Below are 19,446 nucleotides of genomic sequence, written 5' to 3'. Positions count from 1 at the left end.
CTCGCCGGCGGGCCTTCCGAGGCCTTGTCGGGTCAGTGCTCGCAGCGGTCCGGGCACGCCTCAGCGAGGCGTGCCCGGGCCTGTCGTCACGGGGCCGCCCCGATGGACGGCTCGTCGTTCGATGCGCTTCGTTCAGTGGCGCTTCTTTGAAGGCGCTTCGTTCAGTAGCGCTTCGGCAGCGCGGGAAGGTTCGCCACCAGGCTCGTGTAGTCCCCGAACGCCGCTTCGACCTCGTTCTGCGAGAGCCCGTACCGCGACAGCGTGTACTCGTGCTTGCGCCGCCGCGTCGGCAGGTCCAGCAGGTACTCCAGGTTCTCGGCCTCGGCCGGCCCCCAGGGCAGGCCGAGCCGGTGGAACAGGGGCGGCACCTGGTTGCGGGCGTCGCCGGCGAGGTGCGGGTACCCGACGTCGACGACGTTCTCGCTCCCCAGGCGCAGCCGCGACGCGCGCGCGGACGCGATCGCCTCCGTCAGCATGGAGAGGCAGGTCTCGCCGAGCACCTCGGGGTCGAGTCGGCGCTGGTACACGGACCAGCCGACCTCCACGAGCGAGCAGTACGAGCCCATGACGGTCACCGGGTCGCGGTGCGTCCACACCACCTTCGCGTCGGGGAAGACCTTGACGAGGGCGTCGAGCGACCACAGGTGGCAGGGGCTCTTCAGGACCCACCGCTTGCGCTCCTGGCCGAACTGGAGGATCTGCAGCGCCTGCTTGAAGTAGCGGTAGTCCTCGGTGTAGTCGCGCTCCGCGCACCACTCCCGGTAGCGCTCGAGCGGCCCGGTCATGTTCCACAGGAAGCTGTGGAACGGCAGCAGGAACACGCATTCCTCGGGCCTGAGCGCGTCCATGAGGTGGATGTCGGGGAAGACCGGCACGGCCTTGTTCATCGAGGCGACCCACTGCTGGGTCGCGGCGATCGACGCCTCCCGCGCGGCCTGGTCGGCGTCGCCGGGCATCGTGTCGAACAGCTCCCAGAACAGCGGCGCGCGGTTCCCCTCGGGACCGGCGAGCAGGTTGTGCGCCAGCGTGGTCGCGGTGCGGGGCAGGCCGGTCACGACGATCGGGGCGCTGATCGGCTCGTCCTCGATCCGGGGGCGGTCGGCGATGAGCTTGGCGACCTTGAGGCGGTTGGTGATGCGGCGTTGCACGTCGCCGCGGATCGCGGTCCAGCCCAGGAACGAGGCCTCCTGCTCGTCGGCGTAGCAGCCGAGGATGAACCGGCAGTCTTCGATGTACTCGCGGTGCGGCGCGGCGGAAGCGCCGGTCGCGGCCTCGGCGGCGGCCACCATCCGCGCGATCTCGCCGTCGACCCTGCCGCGGCGACCGCGGACCGTCGGGGTGAGGAGGGCGTTGACGGCCTTGACGGTGAGGGTCGCGTGTCCCACGCGGATCTCCTTCTGCTTGTTCCTGCACGGCGGCAAGACAATCGGGGGTAAGAGAACCCGTCGAGCATAAGCGCCCACAGTGAACGAAGCAATACGCTCATGTTCGCGCGCGCGGCCCGCGGCCGGGCTCAGCGAGGCGGCCGCGTACCCGGCGATTTCGGGTGCTCCCGAGGGTTCGACCCCAGTTCAGGCGGGTACTCCGGAAGCTCGGAGCGGCACTGGGAGGAATCATGGACGGCACAGAGGAGCGGCAGGAGCGCATCGTCGTCGGCGTCGACGGCTCCGGGCCCTCGATCAGGGCCCTCGAATGGGCCGTTCGGCAGGCGCGGCGCACCGGCGCGAAGATCGAGGCGGTCCAGGCCTGGGAAGTCCCGACCATGTACGGCAGCGGCATGATGGTCCTGCCCGGCGGCGAGGAGTTCGACCAGTCCGCCAGGCAGTCGCTCGAAGCGGCGGTCAGCCACGCCCTGGGCGCGAAGACGGACGTCGAGGTCGAGCACCACACCGTGGGCGGCCACCCGGCCAAGACGCTCATCGACATGGCCGAAGGCGCCGACCTGCTCGTGGTGGGCAGTCGCGGGCACGGCGGATTCGTCGGGTCCCTCATCGGCTCGGTGAGCCACTACTGCGTCCACCACGCCCCCTGCCCGGTCGTGGTCATCCGCGACACGGACTGAGGGCCGGGCGGTACTACTCCGCGGGCACTCCCGCCGGGGTGTACGCGAACCTGCGCAGGCGCGACGCGCCACCGGCCGCGCCGACGCCCAGCACCCGGCCGGTGAAGCCGGTCGCGACCTCGGTCGAGAGGTAGCGGCCGTCGAGGCGCGCCAGCTCCGTGACGTCGCCGCCGTCGACCAGCGCCAGCACGATGTCGTCGGGGCCGAAGGCCGTCATGGTCTCGGCCTCGCAGTCCACCGCGGCGATCCGCAGCACCACCGCGTCCCCGGCGACCCGGGCCGAGCCCAGTTCGGCGCTGACGCCGCCGATCCTCGCCTCCGCGCGCACCGCGCCGTCCTCGAACACGAGGCCGTAGCGGTGCCGGTCGTCGATGCGGACCTCGAAGCGGCCCGAGCCGGTGAACGCGGCGTCGGCCTCCCAGCGCAGGTCCTCGACGCGGGTGCACAGCAGCCCGGGTGAGCCGTCGCCCGGGGCGCGGAGCCGCAGGCCCCCTTCGGGGTCGGGTGCGGCGATCGCGTCCGGTTCGCTCGCGGGCGAGATCCAGCGCAGGTGCAGGGCGTCCGCGGTGAAGTCGTCTTCGACGGCGGTGCCGTCGGGCGTGAATTCGTAGCGGTGCTCGTCGAATACCGGCCAGCCGTCGACCCAGTCGACGCCGGCGAGGAAGGTCTCGCGGCCGAGGACGTGGTAGCCGGGGGTGAAGCCGGAGGGGCGCACGGCGAGGTAGACGGCGGCCCATTCGCCTGAGGCGGTCTGGACGAGGTCGGCGTGCCCGGTGTTCTGGACCGGCAGGCCGGGGCGCGAGCGGTGGCTGAAGACCGGGTTGGCAGGGCAGGACTCGTAGGGGCCTTCGGGGCGGTCGGCGCGGGCCACGGTCACTGCGTGGCCGCGTTCGGTGCCGCCCTCGGCGAGGAGCAGGTACCAGTGGTCGCCGTGCCGGTAGAGGTGCGGGGCCTCGGGGAAGTCGAGGGCGCCGGTGCCCTGCCAGACCCGGTAGGGCTCGCCGATGAACTCGCCGGTCTTGAGGTCGACGCGGCCTTGGAGCATCCCGGAGAGTTCGGTGCCGGCGACGTGGCCGGTCCAGGTGAGGAGGAGTTCGCCGTCGTCGTCCCAGCAGATGTCGGGGTCGATGCCGACGGCCTGGGGGATGAAGATCGGGTCGCTCCAGGGGCCGGCGGGGTCTTCGGCGGTGACGATGGTCTGGCCGGAGTCGGCGTCGCCGACGTTGGTGGTCGCGAAGTAGAAGCGGCCCTCGTGGTGGCGGAGGGTGGAGCCGTAGATGCCGCCGGAGGGGCGGCCGTCTGCGCGCAGGAACTGGCCGCGGCGGTCGAGGATGTTGCCGATCTGCTTCCAGTGCACGAGGTCGCGGCTGTGGAAGATCGGTGCGCCGGGGAAGTACTCGAAGCTGGAGTGGGCGAGGTAGTAGTCCTCGCCGACGCGGCAGATCGTCGGGTCGGGGTGGAACCCGGGGACGACCGGGTGCTCGGCCCCGGAGACGGCAGGCTGGTTCACGGTGCTCCCTCGATCAGCGCGGAAGCACCAGACTAAGTTGTGTCGTCAAACTTTGTCAACCGGGCGGGGGTCCGCCTACGCCCGCAGCGGGTCCGCGACTTCCCCGGCGGCGTGGACCGCTCGGTCCCATCGCCGCGGGCCTCGAGGAGCGCTCGGTCGACCGACCCGACCCGACCCGACCCGACAATTGTTCGCGTCCTGTTCGAACCGGGATTTTTGTCGGACCCGTATGCGAGGGTGTCCTTTTCACTGGTAGTGGTGAAGGTGGGACTGGGCGGGTACCCGGGGCCTCCCGTATACCCGCCCGCCGGGCTCCCGCCCGGCACGACTCCCTCAAGCCTCCGGCTCACGCCGCCGCGTGCTGCACTCCCCAGGTCCGCGCGTACCGGCCCGAGCGTTCGAGCAGCTCATCGTGCGTGCCCTGCTCGATGATCCGCCCGTGGTCCATGACCACGATCATGTCCGCGCTGCGGATCGTGCTCAGCCGGTGCGCCACGACCAGCGTGGTCCGCCCGCGCATCAGCGTCTCGAGCGCGCCCTGGATGTGCCGCTCCGACTCCGAGTCCAGCGCGCTCGTCGCCTCGTCGAGGAACAGGATCCGCGGGTCGCGGATCAGCGCCCGCGCGATCGAGAGCCGCTGGCGCTGCCCGCCCGAAAGCCGCGCGCCCCGCTCCCCGACCACCGTGTTCCAGCCGTCCTGCAGGCCCTCCACGAACTCCAGCGCGTTCGCGTCGCGCAGCGCCCGCCGCACCGCCTCGTCGTCGACCGGCCCCAGCCCGTACGTGATGTTGTCCCGCACCGAGCCCTCGAACAGCACCGAGTCCTGCGGCACCACCGACACGTGCCGGCGCACCGACCGCATGTCCAGGGCCTCCATGTCGGCGCCGTCGAGCAGCACCTTCCCGCCCGCGGGCCGGATCAGGCCGAGCACGGTGTTCATCAGCGTCGACTTGCCCGAACCCGAAGGGCCCACGAGCGCAACGGTCCTGCCCGCCGCGATGTCGAGGTCCACCGCGTCCAGCGCGGGCTCGCCGCCGTCCGGGTACCGCACCGTGACCCCGCGGAGTTCGATGCGCCCCTCCACTCGGTCCACAGTGGGCTTTCCTTCGTTGTACTCGACGTCGGGGTCCTCGAGCACTTCGGCGATCGACCGCGCCGACTCGGTGCCGCGCGCGGTCACCGGGATCAGGTTGAGCACGGAGCCGACCGAGCCGGTGAGCATCGAGAAGTAGGTGCCGAGCACCACGACCTGCCCGGCCGAGATCGGCGCCCACTCCATCACGGCCACGGTGGCGGCCAGCAGCAGGCAGCCGACCGACAAGAGCTGCATGGTGACCCAGCTGGCGGCGCCGAAGCGGCCGTTGACGACGTCGAGCCGCAGCCCGCGGTGCCGCACCTCTTCTGCGACCTCCGCGACCCGCCCGGTCGCCACGTGCTCGAGCCCGTGCGCGCGCGTGATCGGCATGAGCGCGGCCATCTCGCCGACCCGCGCGGAGAAGACCTCCATCTCGCGCCGGAACTCCTCGTTGCGCTCGCGCGAGCGGCGGCGCGTGAACCACCAGACGCCGAAGCCGCACGGGATGGAGAGCGCGAACACCGGCAGGAACTGCGGCACGGTCAGCGCGGTCATGGTGATCGCGCCCGCGAAGACGAACACGGCCGAGAGGAACGGCCCGCCCGACTGGGCGAACATCATCTCCACGTTCTCGACGTCGCGCACGACCTTGCTCTGGATGATCGAGGCGTTCGACCGCGAGTGGAAGCCGATGGACAGGAGTTGCAGCCGTGCCGCGAGCGCATTGCGGAAGCCGGCGCCGAGGGAGCGCACCGCACCCATGTAGAGGCGGGTGAACCACACGTGGGTGAAGGCGTTCTGGATGACGAGGACGGCGGCGCCGATGGCGAGCCAGCCGAGTGTCGATATCGGTCCGCCGCGCACGACCGCGTCGACGGCGGCGCCGGTGATGACCGGCATGAGCCAGGTGGGACTGTCTTTGACCGCGAAGACGCCCGCGGCGAGGGCGAGCTGCGCCCTCCGGGGTCGGAGCGCTCGTGCGATCGAGGCGAGTGGACGTTTCCCGTCGAGGGTGATGGATTCCATTGCAGCAATGGCCCCGTGTTCGATTGGAGGGTTCAGGTTGGGCGGCAACGGAACTCGGATGGGATGGGTGCCCGGTGCCGCATGGTGCCGCGCGATGCGCCGGTTACGCGAGGTCACCGCCCTCGACCATAGCCCCGGCCGCCGCGAAGCGCCTCCGCTTTACGGGTAGGTCACAGGCCGTGCCCGGATGCGCTGTTTCGTGCCTCACGTCTCGGTTCCCGGCTTGACTTTGATACCCCCAGGGGGTAAAAATATGAACTATGCGGATACCCTAAGGGGGTATCATCGGAGCGGGAGGAACGCTATGAACACCGGTACACGCCTCGGCCTCTACGGCGGAGGACTCGCGGTGCTGTTCGCGGCCGCGTTCGGCACGGCCGCGCTCGTCGCCCCCGACGGCGCCGCCGACGACTGGAACGAGCAGTCCGGCCACGACGGCGGCCACGGCAGCGGCGACGGCGAAGCCCCCGCCGTGGGCGGTCTCGCCATCGAGCAGGACGGCTACCTGCTCAGCCAGGTAAGCGCCCCGGCCGGGATCGGCGAGGACGGCGAACTCGCCTTCCAGATCACCGGCGCGGACGGCGCGCCGCTCACCGACTACGCCGTCTCCCACGAGAAGGAGCTCCACCTCATCGTGGTCCGCACCGATGGCAGCCACTTCCGCCACGTGCACCCCGAACTCGGCGCCGACGGCACCTGGTCGCTCCCCTGGACCTGGGACGCGGCCGGCTCCTACCGCGTCTACGCCGACTTCGTCCCCGAAGGCGGCGAGGACCTCACCCTGACCCGCACCGTCGAGGTCGCGGGGGACTTCGGACCCCAGATCGCCGCAGGACCGTCGCTGAGCACCGAGGTCGACGGCTTCACCGTCACCCTTGACGGCGACCTCACCGCGGGCGCCGCCTCCGAGGTCACGGCCTCGGTGACCCGCGACGGGCGGCCCGTTGAGGAGCTGGAGCCCTACCTCGGCGCGTTCGGCCACCTCGTGGCCCTGCGCGAAGGCGACCTCGCCTACCTCCACGTGCACCCCGAAGGCGAAGCGCCGCAGGCGGGCGACCTGAGCGGACCCGCCGTCGAGTTCGCGACCGAGGTGCCCACCGCGGGCCGGTACTTCCTGTACTTCGACTTCCAGGTCGCGGGCCAGGTCCACAGCGCGGCGTTCGTGGTCGACACGGCCGAGAGCGCCGGCGGTGGCCAGGAGTCCGAACCCAGTGAGGGCACGACCGAAGCGCCGACCGAGGAGCCGTCCGAGTCCGACGACCACGGCACCGACGGCCACGGCCACTGATCCGCACGAGAGAGGAAGGACGACCATGACCACTGCACTGCCCCCCGGCCCGGTCGACCGCATTGAACTCGAGATCGGCGGCATGACCTGCGCCTCCTGCGCGATGCGGATCGAGAAGAAGCTCAACAAGGTCGAGGGCGTCACCGCCACCGTCAACTACGCCACCGAGAAGGCCCGCATCGAGGCCCCCGCAGGGCTGGACCCGGCCGAGCTCATCGCGGTCGTCGAGAAGACCGGCTACACCGCGGCCCTCCCCCTGCCCCCCGAACCCGAGGAGTCCGCAGCGGACGACGCCGGCGAGCGGCCCGACCCGGAGCTGGACTCCCTGCGCCAGCGGCTCATCGGCGCGATCGTCCTCACCGTGCCCGTCATCGCCATGTCGATGGTCCCGGCCCTCCAGTTCGACTACTGGCAGTGGGCGTCCCTGGCGCTCGCCTGGCCCGTGGTCCTGTGGTCGGCCTGGCCGTTCCACAAGGCCGCCTTCCTCAACCTTCGCCACGGCGCCGCCACCATGGACACGCTCGTCTCGGTCGGCACCCTCGCCGCGTTCGCCTGGTCCCTGTACGCCCTGTTCCTCGGCACCGCCGGGACCCCGGGCATGACGCACCCGTTCGAGCTCACCGTCGAACCGAGTGACGGCGCGGGCAACATCTACCTCGAGGTCGCGGCCGGGGTCACCATGTTCGTGCTCGCCGGACGCTACTTCGAGAAGCGCTCCAAGCGGCAGGCCGGCGCGGCACTGCGGGCCCTGCTCCACATGGGCGCCAAGGACGTCGCGATCCTGCGCGGCAGCGCGGAGACCCGCGTGCCGATCAAGGACCTCGCCGTCGGCGACGAGTTCGTCGTCCGCCCGGGGGAGAAGGTCGCCACCGACGGCGTGATCACCTCCGGCACCTCCGCCGTGGACGCCTCCATGCTCACCGGCGAATCGGTGCCCGTCGAAGTCGGGGAAGGCGACGCCGTCACCGGCGCCACGGTCAACGCGGGCGGACGGCTCGTCGTGCGCGCCACCGCGATCGGCGGCGACACCCAGCTCGCGCAGATGGCGCGGCTCGTCGAGGACGCCCAGTCCGGGAAGGCCGAGGTCCAGCGCCTCGCCGACAGGGTCGCGGGGATCTTCGTGCCCGTCGTCATCGCGATCGCGGTCGCGACCCTCGGGTCCTGGCTCGGCGCGGGCTACCCGACTGCGGCCGCGTTCACCGCCGCGGTCGCCGTCCTCATCATCGCCTGCCCCTGCGCACTGGGCCTGGCGACGCCGACCGCGCTGCTCGTCGGCACCGGGCGCGGCGCGCAGATGGGCGTGCTCATCAAGGGCCCGGAGGTCCTGGAGTCCACGCGGCGCGTCGACACGATCGTGCTCGACAAGACCGGCACCGTGACCACCGGCAAGATGACCCTCACCGGGGCCCTCCCGGAGGCGGGCACCGACCGCGCCGAGCTGCTGCGGCTCGCCGGCGCGCTCGAGCACGCCTCGGAGCACCCTGTCGCGCAGGCGATCGCGAAGGCCGCCGCCGCCGAGGGCGCACTGCCTGCCGTCGAGGACTTCAAGAACATCGAAGGCAAAGGCGTGCAAGGGGTCGTGGACGGCCACCTCATCGTCGTCGGGCGCGAAGCACTGCTCGCCGACTGGACGCTCGAGCTGAGTCCCGAACTGTCCGAAGCGAAGGCCGACGCCGAACGCGAAGGGAAGACCGCCGTCGCGGTCGGCTGGGACGGCGAGGCGCGCGGCGTGCTCATCGTCGCGGACACCGTCAAGCCCACCAGCGCCGAGGCGATCGAGCAGTTCAAGGCGCTCGGCCTGACCCCGGTGCTGCTGACCGGGGACAACAAGGCCGTCGCGGAGCGGATCGCGGCCGAGGTCGGCATCGACGAGGTGATCGCCGAGGTCATGCCGCAGGACAAGGTCGACCAGGTGGCGCGGCTGCAGGCCGAGGGCCGGGTCGTGGCGATGGTCGGCGACGGCGTGAACGATGCGGCGGCGCTCGCCAAGGCCGACCTCGGCCTGGCGATGGGCACCGGGACGGACGTGGCGATCGAGGCCGCCGACCTGACGCTCGTGCGCGGCGACCTGCGGTCGGCGGCCGACGCGATTCGCTTGTCGCGCAGGACGCTCGGCACGATCAAGGGCAACCTGTTCTGGGCCTTCGCCTACAACGTGGCCGCGATCCCGCTGGCGGCGCTCGGGTTGCTGAACCCGATGCTCGCGGGTGCGGCGATGGCGTTCTCGAGCGTGTTCGTGGTCGGCAACAGCCTGCGGCTCAGGTCGTTCAAGAGCGGCGCGCGCGAGACCTGATGCGGCGGTGATGGTCCCGGCGTTCTACCGTCCACGAACCCCCACCCACCATTGGAGGGGAAGAGACTTGTAGCGCCGATCGTCCCGCCCGGGTACGACAAGAACCGGCCGCCGCGGCCCGCTTGTCACTCGAAAGAGTGCAAGCGCCGCGGCGGCCGGTTCGTCGTGAGGGTCACGAGATCTTCTGCGGCCCGCTGCCGTTGGGCCGACCGGCCCAACGGCAGCGGGCCGGCGAAGCCGCCTTGCTAGAACCAGGCGAAGCAGACGGTGTACGCGTACTCGGGGAAGGCGTCGCTCTGCCAAGTGGCCCAGCCGTATCCGTCGCAGAAACCGGTGTCCTGGTAAACGGCCGAGCGGCCGGTGACGTAGACGTTCGCCTGGTCGCAGTCGACGGACTCGAAGGTCATCGCATCCTCCGGTCCGCCCGCGTACAGGCAGCCGTGCTGCTGGGCGTATCCGATGTCATCCGGGTATCGGACCCTGGTGCACAGCTTCGCGTCCTGCCCTTCGCCGTATCCTTCGAAGACGATCGAGCCGCTGTAGAACTCCCGCTCAGTGCAGGGGTCCGCACTGCTGCTTCCCCAGAATCGTTCAAGGACCTGGACTGTTCCCTCCGCGCATCCGGTGATCTCGTAGGTCCCGTCACCTGCCTTCGTGAAGCATTGGCCCTCGCCCGCGTAGTACGCATCCCCCCATGGGTGGAGGTAGCTCAGGCAGTAGACCGAGCCGTGTCCGTGGTCGTAGCCGTACACCGATCCGGGGATTCCGTTGCAGGCGCCGGTGCCACCGGAATCGCTGAAGACCTCGACCACCTCGAAGTCGCCGGGCTCGCAATCGGTGGGCTCCAATTCGAAGTCGTCGGGACTGCCGAGGTTGTACAGGCAGTCGCCGATGCCGAGGTCGGCGAAGGGATCGGTCGGCGGCGTTTCCGGGGTGGGTGAGGGCGAGGATGAGGGCGTCTCGATCGGGCCTGCGGTGGTGGCGATTTCGCTGGGGCCCTGGGTAGGCGGGTAGGTCGGCGAGGGCGGAGGCGTGTCCTCCTTGTCGAAGTCCAGGCCGATGAAGGCGAGCACTGCACCGGCCAGCAGCTCGACCAGCACTGCCATGCCAACGTTCCTGACCGTCGGTTTTTCGGCCGCGTCGTCACCGCCGGGGTTCGACTTCGATACTTGATTCGTCATGAGGACTCCGAATTTCTAGCCGCGTCCGACCGCCAGGCAAAGCGGTCGGACGCGGTCACCGGCATGGGCATTGGCGGCCGGTGCGCCGTTTTTTCGGGTGGAGGCTGGTGAGGTTGCCCTGCGGCGGAACGACTGCCGCACGGCAGCCGTCTCACGGGTGCTGGATGTGGTCCGTGACGAGCGAAACGAAATGGTCCATATCCGCTTGGAGGCAAGCCCTCTGGTTGTGCTTGCCGGTGCAGCCCGGCGCCCAATCGCCGCCGTCGCCGTAATCCAGGAACTGGAACGGGATGCCCGCCGCAGTGAGGTTGTCCGCGGTCACGACGGCCGTCTGCCAGACGAAACGCTCTGCGACGGCCTGGAGCGGATCGACGGCCATATCGCCGCCGTCACCGCTGTACAAGGCGATTACCTTGCCGCGCAGGGATTCGACGTGCTGCGCGGGGCTTTCCCGATTCCATACGCCGTCGAACGGCCAGATCGGCGGGCCGAAGATCGCGTCAGGGGCCACCGTCGGCGTGCCGTGCGAGGCCAGCTGGGTAGAGGCCACCACGGCCGCGCGCATCGCCTGGTTCAGCAGGTCGAGGTCGCCGGAGAAACTTCCCACGTAGTCGAACAGGTCGGGCCGTCGCTCGGCATAGTGCAGTGCTCCGAAACCGCCCATCGAGTGGCCCGAGATCGCGCGACCCTCCTTGGCGGCGATCGTGGACAGGTTCTCGTCGATGAACGGCACGAGCTGGTCGAGGTGGAAGCTCTCCCAGTTCTGCGGGCCGAGCCTGCCGGGGTTCACCCAGTCGGTGTACCAGCCGCGCCCTCCCCCGTTCGGGGTGACGGTGATCAGCTGGGCATCTTCAGTCGACTGCTCGACGATCTCCTTGTGCCTTTGGGTGAGCGGGTACTCGCCGGCTCCGTGGAGGGTGTAGTGCACCGGGTAGTCGGCAGCCTCGTCGTACCCGGTCGGCAGAGTGACCATGATGACGTGCTCGTCCGAAACCTGTCCCGGCATCACCTGGTAGGCAGGGACTTCCTCCGTCGCCACGGTGACGGTGAAGGTGCGTCCGCCCTCACCCAGCCAGTCGGACTGGTCGATCACGGTGAGCCCGAAGGCGTCGGTGAACTGCGGGGGCGCGGTCGTCGCGTGCGCCGCGGGTTCGACGAGCCCGGCCGATGCCACGATGCCGAGCAGTGCGGCGGTCATCGCGGGAGTCTTCGACAGCGGCCTCATGCCGACACCCCCTCGCACAGCGCGGCGTCGACCACGTCGTACCGGGTCGGCTCGTTGGAGTTCCAGACGATCGTGTTGGTCATCAGTGAGGCGAAGCGGCCGTCGTCGGTCACCATGGTCACCGACGAATGGCCGGTGGTGAGGTCGCCGGCATGGCCCCAGGCCTCGCCGCCGCAGGACAGCTCCAGCCGCATGAGACCGAGCCCGTAGCCGTCACCGAACTCCGCCGGAGTCGTGGCGGTCTCGCGCATCTCGGCCAGGGTCTCGTACGAGACGACCTCGCCGTCGGCGAGGGCCCGCTGGAATGCCGCCAGGTCGGTCAAGGTCGACGTGATCGCCCCTGCGGAGCCGGCGAACGACATCTCAAGGTTGAAAGTGGTCTCGTACCAGTAGAAGAACGGTCCGAGCCGTCCGCCCTGATAGCCGGGAACGTGGGGAGCGGGGAGGGTTCGGTCTCCCGGCCCCGGGAAGGAGGTGCCGGTCAGGTTGAGCGGTTCGATGATCTGTTCGGTGATCGCCTCGGAGACGGTTCGGCCGGTAAGGCGTTCGATCAGCATCCCGGTGAGGTGGTAGTTGACGTTGGAGTAGCCGAATCCCGTGCCGGGGGCGAAGAGCGGCGGCCGGCTCAGCCCCGCCCGGACCAGTTCGGCGAGCGAGAAGGTGCCGTCGGCCCCGGGCTTCGCGCCGTTCACGTCCCTCGCGACGCCGCTGGTGTGCTGGAGGAGCTGCCGCACGGAGATGGCCTCGCCGTCGTAGCCGTTCCCCGCGACGACTCCCGGCAGGTACCGTTCGATCGGAGCGTCCAGGTCGACCAGGCCTTCGTCGACGAGCTGGAGCACGACCGCCGCGGTGAAGGTCTTGGTCTGGCTGGCGGCCCGGAAGTGGTCGGTCGGGGTGATGGGGCGGTCGGCGGTCGCGGAAGCGGATCCGCTCGTCAGCGTCCATGCGTCGATGCCGTCACCCGCGTAGACGGCGGCGCCGGGTCCGCCGTGTTGCAGGTACTGTTGCAGCAGCGTTTGGGTTCGGGTGTGGTCGGCCGCTTGCGCCGGTGCGGCTGGCGCCGACGCGGCAATGACCGCGAGTGCGGTCGCCAGCAGCCACTTGAATTTCCTTCTCACAGTTGTCCTCTGTTCGCCTGGGCGGACCGCCGGTCGGGTAGCGATACCGGCCGGTCCACCGATTCCTGTCGCGGACCGGAGCCGGCCCCTCGATGCCATCGATCATCGAGTCGGACGGCCGGTCAACTCCAGGTCATCGACCGGCCATCTGTGTCCGGTCCGGTTGATCAGGGGAAACAGAGTCAGATCGAGCGTCTTGACCGGTAGGTCTCGGCGAGATGGTCCTGCAGCCGCTCGTGCCGGAAGCGGTAGACCACGCCGACGCGTCGGAGCACGCCGCGGTTGTAGGCGTCTTTGAGGAAGTCGCGTACCACCCAAGGAAGGCGTCGCGTCAGCGGCAGCCATATGCGGCCGAACACGAGCCATTGGCCCCAAGCGGTCAGGCTGAGCGCGTAAGCGGCGCCTCCGCCGATCCCTCCGATCAGGCCGATGGCGAGCCCGGACCTCGGGTCCCAAAGGAGTTCGCGGCCCCATATCTGCGGCAGCTGCTGCAGGAGCGTGACAATGAGCCAGCCGGTGAACGGGAGGGCGACAGCGAACGCCAGACCGAGCAGCAGCACCCGGGCGGCGGTCGTCGCACGGTCGGCGCGCATCAGGTCTTCGGGACTGGCGACGGACTTGGGGTCGAGCGGTGCCTCGCACAATGCCATGAGCCCGAACGTGAGCCCGGCCGTCAGCCCGAATATGAGTCCGAACACGGCCGCATCCAGGAGTCCTCCCACGATGGCCTGCAGGGGGTCACGGCCGAGGGCGGACACGTAGATGGCCGCGCGTAGGACGCCGTACCCGACCCCCGTCACGAGGCCGCCCACGAGACCGGTTCTGAACCGGTGGGCGGCGTCCTTCCACGGGAGTTCCTTCGGTTCACGAATGCGGATGCGGATGCGCGACGGTTCGACCGGCCTGCTGCGGCTTCCGGAGACGAGCCCGTGCGCGAGCCCGAACGCCACGCCGGCCACGATGCCGAGCGCCACTGCGATCGAGAGCGCAAACCCGATCCGCTGCCTGAGCAGGAGCGCTTCCACGATCATGTCCACGAACCCGAAGACCGGTGCGACAGTGATCGCGATGAGCATCATGCGGTTGCGCCTGCGTATGGACGTGCCCAACTGCCACCAGGCGAGATCCTGGGTCTTGAGGCGGTCCAAGTGGTCGGCGAGGTGGCCGAGCCATCGCTGCACGTCCTCGGATTCGAACCGCGGGTCCCCGCGGGGCCGGTAGACCGCGGGGACGAGATTGCCCAGCAGGTGCGTTTCGACGGCGGCCGCATTCGGGAACTTCTCGATGTCGAGCAGTTCGGAGGGGTGGCGTTCGTCTTGATCAGGGCCGCCGTTGTCGCTGTACACCACGCGGGCCAGATAGACCATGAGAGGCGTGGCCAGCACTGCCGCGAGGTTGTCGGCGGCCTCGCTTCGCGGTTCCTCCTTGAGGCGGTCCAGCACGTGAGTCCACAAGGGAATTCCGTCCCTGGTCCTGACGGTGGTACGCGGCAGGTACTCCTCCAGGTCTCCGACGGTCAGATCGGCAAGTTCGACCCCGGCTGCCGAAGTCAGCACATCGACGTTCGCGACGGCGTCCCGATAGTCCTCCGTGCGGCTGGTCAGAAACAGCGGCATCTGGGAACTGTTGAGCGCCTCGAGCACATCACGATGCCGTTCAGAGCTGATCTCGTCGAAGCCGTCGAGGACCGGCAGAATGAGTCCCTCGTTCACCAGGGACGCGGCCAACACCGGTCCGCCGGGCTCTGTGGCGGTGCCGAGCCACGTGTAATCGCGCAGCAGCTGCGCGGTCAACCAGCCGCGCAGGTTCGTGGTGGCAGGGCTCCACGACTCGATGCCGAAGATGACCGGCACCGCGTCGCCAGGCGAGCGAGTCTGCAACATCTGCAGTACGAACCGCAGGGTCAGCGTCGTCTTCCCGGCCCCCGGTCGACCGACCACGACCAGTCTCCCGGAAGGGATCCGCCGGTAGAAGTCGGCGATATCCTCGAGTCGGCCGGTCAATTCCAGCGGCGGCGCCGCCTCCCCGCCCCTTGCTCGGTGAATGTTCGCCCAGGAGTCCATGTGCTCCGACGACATCCCCTCCCAATGCACCGGGAGTGGGACCGGATCCTGGACCTTGTGATGCTCCTCCTCCTGCGCCCATCGCTCCTTGAGCGCGGCCGCGAGCCGTGCAGTGGCCTTGACCAGTGGTTCCGGTACGGACGCCTTCTTGCCTCCCGGAGCGACGAACTCGGGCTCCTCGAGCGGCGGCACTGGACGGCCGGCCGCGGCCGCGAAGAATCGGTCCCGTTCGAGCCCTTCGAGTTCCAGCGCGTCGGCCAAACTCCGCAACGTGCTCATCGTCGGAGCGCGGCGGCGGCCGCCGCGCTCAAGAGCGCTGATGGTCCTGACACTCACGTTGGAAAGGATCGACAAGCGCTCTTGTGTCAGTTCCGCTCGCTCTCGCAAGCGCCGCAACATCTCACCGAAGGTCACAGGGCATCGTCCCTCTGAGGGTAAGGGTCGTCCCGGGTCTGCACTGGGGAGCTTGGCCCGGAACCGGACGTTTGCCGCGAGTTCGTTGTCGGGGTGTGAATTCGCAGACTGGTGGACAATCATACGCGGATTCAAGGGAGCTCCGGTGTCCCGACCTCGTTGAGGGACAGGCCGACTACTCGGCGATGAGGGCGAGTGTCAGCGCTTCGAGCCCGTCGAAGTGGCCGTCGAACGTGTCGGTGTCCTTCGGCGGGTCGCCGACCGCCCGGCCGATGTAGGCCGTGCGCATGCCGCACGCCTGCGCGCCGCGCAGGTCCCAGGCGTGCGCCGCGACCATCAGGACGCGGTCGGGCGCGCACCCGGCCGCGTCGAGCGCGAGCCGGTACACCTCCGGCGCGGGCTTGTACGCCCCGGCCGATTCGCTCGAGAGCGCCTGGTGGAACCGCAGACCCGCGAAGGCGCTGAGCCGCAGCAGCGCCGCGCGGCCGGCGTTGGAGAGGCCGATGATCGGGAAGTGCCACGCCAGCCGCTCAAGACCGGCGACCGTGTCCTCCCAGGGGGCGAGCCGCTGGCCGGCCGTCGCGAGCCTCGCGATGACCCCCGCGTCCGCGATCCCCGCCCGCTCGGCCACCGCGTGCGCCGCTTCGGCGTCGATGACCTCGGTGGTGGCGTACGCGCGCTCGCCGCGTGCGATGCGGGCCTGCTCGCCCTCCACATGCCGCTGCCACAGGGCGACGAGGTCGTCGACGCGGGCCTGGTCGGCGTCCGGGAGCGCTTCGCGGATCGCCCCTCCGATGCCGTCCGGTTCGTCGACCAGCGTGCCGAGCACGTCGAAGACGACCACTTCGATGTCGCGGATCTCGGTCATGAATGCCCCCATCCGTTTCGGAGCCGCCGATCCCGGCACATGCCGCCGTATCGGTCGAGCGCGGCAACCGTAACCCGGGCCCGGGCCGCTTCGCCCGGGCCCTCGCTCGATGCCGCGAGCGGTCGCGCCGCGCGAAGGCGGCATCCGCTCACGTTCGCACCGTATGTCATACCCCGGCGATACGGTGGTGACATGAGTGAACCGGCGCCCGCATTGCCGCTGTTCGGGGATGAACCGCCCAGGCCCCTCGCCGACCGGCTGCGTCCGCGCGCGCTCGCCGAGGTCGTCGGCCAGGACCACCTGCTGGCCCCCGACGCGCCGCTCGGACGCATGGTCGCCCGCGGGAAACCCGTCTCGACGATCCTATGGGGCCCGCCCGGGTGCGGGAAGACCACCATCGCGCGGCTGCTCGCCGAGGAGACCGACCTCGCGTTCGAACCGCTCTCAGCCGTGTTCTCCGGCGTCGCCGACCTGCGGAAGGTCTTCGCCGCCGCGCGACAGCGCCGCGAGACGGGACAGGGCACGCTCCTGTTCGTCGACGAGATCCACCGGTTCAACCGCGCCCAGCAGGACGGCTTCCTGCCGTACGTCGAGGACGGCACGATCATCCTCGTCGGCGCCACCACCGAGAACCCCAGCTTCGAGCTCAACGGCGCGCTCCTCTCCCGCTGCCAGGTGTTCGTGCTGCACCGGCTCGACACCGCCGCGCTCGAGACGCTCCTGGCCCGCGCCGAGCAGGAGGTGCGGCCCGTCCCGCTCGACGAGCAGGCGCGCGGGTCGCTCGTGGCGATGGCCGACGGCGACGGGCGGTACCTGCTCAACATGGTCGAGCAGCTGCAGGAGCTGCCGGAGGGGACGCCGCCGCTCGATACGGCATCGCTGGCGGAGGCCGTCCAGAAGCGGGCGCCGCTCTACGACAAGACCCAGGAGAGCCACTACAACCTCATCTCGGCGCTGCACAAGTCGATGCGCGGCTCCGACCCGGACGCGGCCCTGTACTGGCTCGCGCGGATGCTCGACGGCGGGGAGGACCCGCTGTTCATCGCCCGCCGGATCGTGCGGTTCGCCAACGAGGACATCGGGATCGCCGACCCGCAGGCCGTGCAGCAGGCGCTGGCGGCGTGGGACGTGTACGAGCGGCTGGGTTCGCCGGAGGGGGAGCTGGCGATCGCGCAGGCCGTCGTCTACCTCGCGACCGCGCCGAAGTCGATCGCGGTCTACCGCGGTTTCGGGGAGGCGGTGCGCGCCGCGAAGCGGACCGGTTCGCTCGCCCCGCCCCCGCACATACTCAACGCCCCGACCCGCCTGATGAAGGACATCGGCTACGGCAAGGGCTACCAGTACGACCCCGACAGCGAGAACGGCTTCTCGGGCGCGGACTACTTCCCCGAGGGCATGGACCGGCAGCGGTTCTACCGGCCGACCCGCAACGGGAACGAGGCGCGCGTGGGCGAGCGGCTCGAGCGGTGGGCCGAGCTGCGCTCCGAACTGCGCTCCGAGAAACCGCCGGGGTTAAGTCCTCTTCGCCGAGGCGGACCGCCTTCTCGTGCACCATCTCGGCGTACTCGGGGTGGCGTTCGATCCAGCCCGCGATGAACGGGTCGGCGGGTTCGATCTGCTTGCCGGCCTTGCGCGCCGCTTCGATCGCGAACCGCGCGAGCGCGGCGCCGATGCCCTTGTTCTGGAGTTCCGCGGGAACCTCGGTCCGGGCGAGCATGGTCGTACCGTCGTGGTGGCGGTATTCGGTGTACCCGACCAGTTCGCCGTCGACCCGCGCTTCGTAGCGGCTCTGGTCGGGCGCGTCGGTGACGTGGACGGTGAGGCGCTCCTGCACGGCCATGGGTCCTCCTTCGGATGGGCGGGCGCCCTCGCGGGCGCCCGCTTCGAACCTGTGGAGTACCCCTTCGGGCGGGTTCTCACCCGGCTAGTTGATGACGAAGGTGCGGATGCTGCGCGCGGGGAGCTGGGCGCCGAATGAGCCGTTGGTCATGGTGGGGGAGGAGGAGGCCGCGAGGGTGTTGTTCGCGTCCGTCAGCCAGGTCGCGACGGTGGCGTTGCCGCCGCCTTGGACGGTGAACGGGAAGTACACCGACGAGGCGTTCTTGTTGATGGCGACGATGACGATCCTGGCGCCGCTCTTGAACGCGGTGATGTAGACGTTGGCCTGGGGGTTCGCGGTGGCCGTGATCCGCTGGTAGCCGGGGCGCACCCACTTGGAGAAGTGGGCCATGTTGGCGCCGCGCTTGCTGATCCGGCCGTCTTCGCGCATGGGGCCGTAGCTGCGGCGGATGTACCACCAGACGTAGGTCTGGAAGCGGCCGTAGACGAGCGCGCGGTGCATGTGCTCGCCGGTGTCGAGCGCGCCGGGCCAGAGGTCGGCGGAGTCGCTGCTGTTGGGGTGGTAGACCTCGGTCATCCAGAGTTCCTTGCCGCCGCCCTTCTGCTGGAAGAGCGGGTAGGGGAGGTCGGCGTTCTGGGTGCCGTAGAGGTGGGCGCCGATGATGTCGACGTTGCCGAGGGCCTGGGGGTCGTTGAGGATCGGGTCGGACTGGTTCTTGCGGTACTGGAACGATTCGGGGGCGATGACGCGGGTGCCGATGGCGCCGGCGTTCTCGCGGCAGAAGCGGAGCATCTCCTGGGGGGTCCAGGCGGTCCAGTCGTGCGCGTAGTCGGGTTCGTTCTGGACGGAGATGCCGTAGAGGTCGACCCCGTTGGACGCCATGAACTGGTCGAAGTCGTTGAGGTGCTGGACGTAGTCGTCGTACATGTCGTAGCGCAGGCGCTTGCCGCCGGAGAACGACTCGGTCATGTGCGCCGGGGGGTTCCAGGGCGAGGCGAAGACCTTGGCGCCGAGGGCGATCGCGCGCTGGGCGGTGGCGACTTCGCGGCTCCAGTTGGCGCGGTCCTCGTGGACGGGGATGCGCAGGATGCTGAAGCCGAGCTGGCCGCTGCCGTTGCCGAACGCGGTGTCGCGCTGGGCGGCGGTGAGGTCGGCGATCCAGACGCTGTGGTTCATGCCGCCGAAGCCCTGGATGGTCTGCTGGACGTTCCCGGGTTCGACGAGGATGGTGGTCTGGGCGGCGGCGGGTGCGGCGGCGGCGAGTACCGGGAGGGCCGCGCCGGCGGTGATCAGGGACCGTCGTTTCAGCTTGGACATGGCGGTCTCGGGTGGTTTCGGGTGGTGCTCCATTGCTCCTCCTGATGGCGGGAACTTTCCGAAAATTTCTTAGATAACGTTTGCCACAATCAGGATAAATTCGCCATTCCACAGTGTCAATCCCTGCTCAGACACTAATTAATATTGAAAGACTTCAATGGTGAAG

13 protein-coding genes and 1 pseudogene are annotated in these 19,446 nt (G+C 69.7%); 4 read left to right on the top strand and 10 right to left on the bottom strand.

The window, feature by feature from the left end:
* Positions 1 to 161 precede the first annotated feature (161 nt).
* Complete coding sequence (locus QWI33_RS19960) at positions 162 to 1,385, bottom strand: sulfotransferase family protein (RefSeq protein WP_289958908.1); 1,224 nt, start codon at positions 1,383 to 1,385, stop codon at positions 162 to 164.
* A gap of 230 nt (positions 1,386 to 1,615) precedes the next feature.
* Here QWI33_RS19960 and QWI33_RS19955 point away from each other — a divergent pair, with 230 nt between their 5' ends.
* Complete coding sequence (locus QWI33_RS19955; RefSeq protein ID WP_289958907.1) at positions 1,616 to 2,062, top strand: universal stress protein; 447 nt, start codon at positions 1,616 to 1,618, stop codon at positions 2,060 to 2,062.
* Positions 2,063 to 2,075: 13 nt separating this feature from the next.
* On the opposite strand, the gene QWI33_RS19950 is transcribed toward QWI33_RS19955, so the two are convergent.
* Positions 2,076 to 3,572: a glycoside hydrolase family 43 protein gene (locus tag QWI33_RS19950; protein WP_289958906.1), complete on the bottom strand. Its 1,497-nt coding sequence runs from the start codon at positions 3,570 to 3,572 to the stop codon at positions 2,076 to 2,078.
* Positions 3,573 to 3,918: 346 nt separating this feature from the next.
* Complete coding sequence (locus tag QWI33_RS19945) at positions 3,919 to 5,673, bottom strand: ABC transporter ATP-binding protein (protein ID WP_289958905.1); 1,755 nt, start codon at positions 5,671 to 5,673, stop codon at positions 3,919 to 3,921.
* Between the two features lie 304 nt (positions 5,674 to 5,977).
* Here QWI33_RS19945 and QWI33_RS19940 point away from each other — a divergent pair, with 304 nt between their 5' ends.
* Positions 5,978 to 6,961, top strand: a complete 984-nt coding sequence (locus QWI33_RS19940) for a DUF8832 domain-containing protein (protein WP_289958904.1) — start codon at positions 5,978 to 5,980, stop codon at positions 6,959 to 6,961.
* A gap of 25 nt (positions 6,962 to 6,986) precedes the next feature.
* Entirely contained in the window at positions 6,987 to 9,254 is a 2,268-nt protein-coding gene (locus QWI33_RS19935; protein ID WP_289958903.1) for a heavy metal translocating P-type ATPase, read from the top strand.
* 245 nt (positions 9,255 to 9,499) lie between these two features.
* Here QWI33_RS19935 and QWI33_RS19930 read toward each other — a convergent pair whose 3' ends face one another.
* The 5 genes from QWI33_RS19930 to QWI33_RS19910 form a co-directional block, all read right to left on the bottom strand.
* Positions 9,500 to 10,360, bottom strand: coding sequence for an LppU/SCO3897 family protein (locus QWI33_RS19930; protein WP_289958902.1), 861 nt, complete (start codon positions 10,358 to 10,360; stop codon positions 9,500 to 9,502).
* A gap of 226 nt (positions 10,361 to 10,586) precedes the next feature.
* The gene (locus QWI33_RS19925) at positions 10,587 to 11,633 is read right to left on the bottom strand and encodes an alpha/beta hydrolase (RefSeq protein WP_289958901.1); all 1,047 of its coding nucleotides are present in this window, start codon (positions 11,631 to 11,633) and stop codon (positions 10,587 to 10,589) included.
* 23 nt (positions 11,634 to 11,656) lie between these two features.
* Entirely contained in the window at positions 11,657 to 12,778 is a 1,122-nt protein-coding gene (locus QWI33_RS19920; protein ID WP_289958900.1) for a serine hydrolase domain-containing protein, read from the bottom strand.
* Positions 12,779 to 12,960: 182 nt separating this feature from the next.
* A complete protein-coding gene (locus QWI33_RS19915; protein WP_289958899.1) occupies positions 12,961 to 15,255 on the bottom strand; it encodes a helix-turn-helix domain-containing protein in 2,295 nt (764 codons plus the stop codon).
* A 175-nt stretch (positions 15,256 to 15,430) separates the two neighbouring features.
* Entirely contained in the window at positions 15,431 to 16,123 is a 693-nt protein-coding gene (locus QWI33_RS19910) for a haloacid dehalogenase type II (RefSeq protein ID WP_289958898.1), read from the bottom strand.
* 192 nt (positions 16,124 to 16,315) lie between these two features.
* On the opposite strand from QWI33_RS19910, the gene QWI33_RS19905 reads away from it, so the two are divergent.
* Positions 16,316 to 17,719: an AAA family ATPase gene (locus QWI33_RS19905; protein ID WP_289958897.1), complete on the top strand. Its 1,404-nt coding sequence runs from the start codon at positions 16,316 to 16,318 to the stop codon at positions 17,717 to 17,719.
* Between the two features lie 19 nt (positions 17,720 to 17,738).
* Here the strand turns inward: QWI33_RS19905 and QWI33_RS29430 are convergent.
* Together QWI33_RS29430 and xynC are read right to left on the bottom strand one after the other, a co-directional pair.
* Positions 17,739 to 17,963 (bottom strand): annotated as a pseudogene (locus QWI33_RS29430) (GNAT family N-acetyltransferase); the annotation flags it as partial.
* Positions 17,964 to 18,047: 84 nt separating this feature from the next.
* The gene (xynC, locus tag QWI33_RS19895; protein WP_435367597.1) at positions 18,048 to 19,280 is read right to left on the bottom strand and encodes a glucuronoarabinoxylan endo-1,4-beta-xylanase XynC; all 1,233 of its coding nucleotides are present in this window, start codon (positions 19,278 to 19,280) and stop codon (positions 18,048 to 18,050) included.
* Positions 19,281 to 19,446 lie beyond the last annotated feature (166 nt).

This window comes from Glycomyces tritici (assembly GCF_030403505.1).
The sequence above is the reverse complement of the archived record's forward strand: the minus strand, read 5'-3'. Positions and strand labels throughout refer to the sequence as shown.

Bases quoted from the DNA above. Each gene is read 5' to 3' on its own strand.
- QWI33_RS19955 (WP_289958907.1), top strand. From the start codon at position 1,616: ATGGACGGCACAGAGGAGCGGCAGGAGCGCATCGTCGTCGGCGTCGAC.
- QWI33_RS19945 (WP_289958905.1), bottom strand. From the start codon at position 5,673: ATGGAATCCATCACCCTCGACGGGAAACGTCCACTCGCCTCGATCGCA.
- QWI33_RS19940 (WP_289958904.1), top strand. From the start codon at position 5,978: ATGAACACCGGTACACGCCTCGGCCTCTACGGCGGAGGACTCGCGGTG.
- QWI33_RS19935 (WP_289958903.1), top strand. From the start codon at position 6,987: ATGACCACTGCACTGCCCCCCGGCCCGGTCGACCGCATTGAACTCGAG.
- QWI33_RS19930 (WP_289958902.1), bottom strand. From the start codon at position 10,360: ATGGCAGTGCTGGTCGAGCTGCTGGCCGGTGCAGTGCTCGCCTTCATC.
- QWI33_RS19925 (WP_289958901.1), bottom strand. From the start codon at position 11,633: ATGACCGCCGCACTGCTCGGCATCGTGGCATCGGCCGGGCTCGTCGAA.
- QWI33_RS19910 (WP_289958898.1), bottom strand. From the start codon at position 16,123: ATGACCGAGATCCGCGACATCGAAGTGGTCGTCTTCGACGTGCTCGGC.
- QWI33_RS19905 (WP_289958897.1), top strand. From the start codon at position 16,316: ATGAGTGAACCGGCGCCCGCATTGCCGCTGTTCGGGGATGAACCGCCC.
- xynC (WP_435367597.1), bottom strand. From the start codon at position 19,280: ATGTCCAAGCTGAAACGACGGTCCCTGATCACCGCCGGCGCGGCCCTC.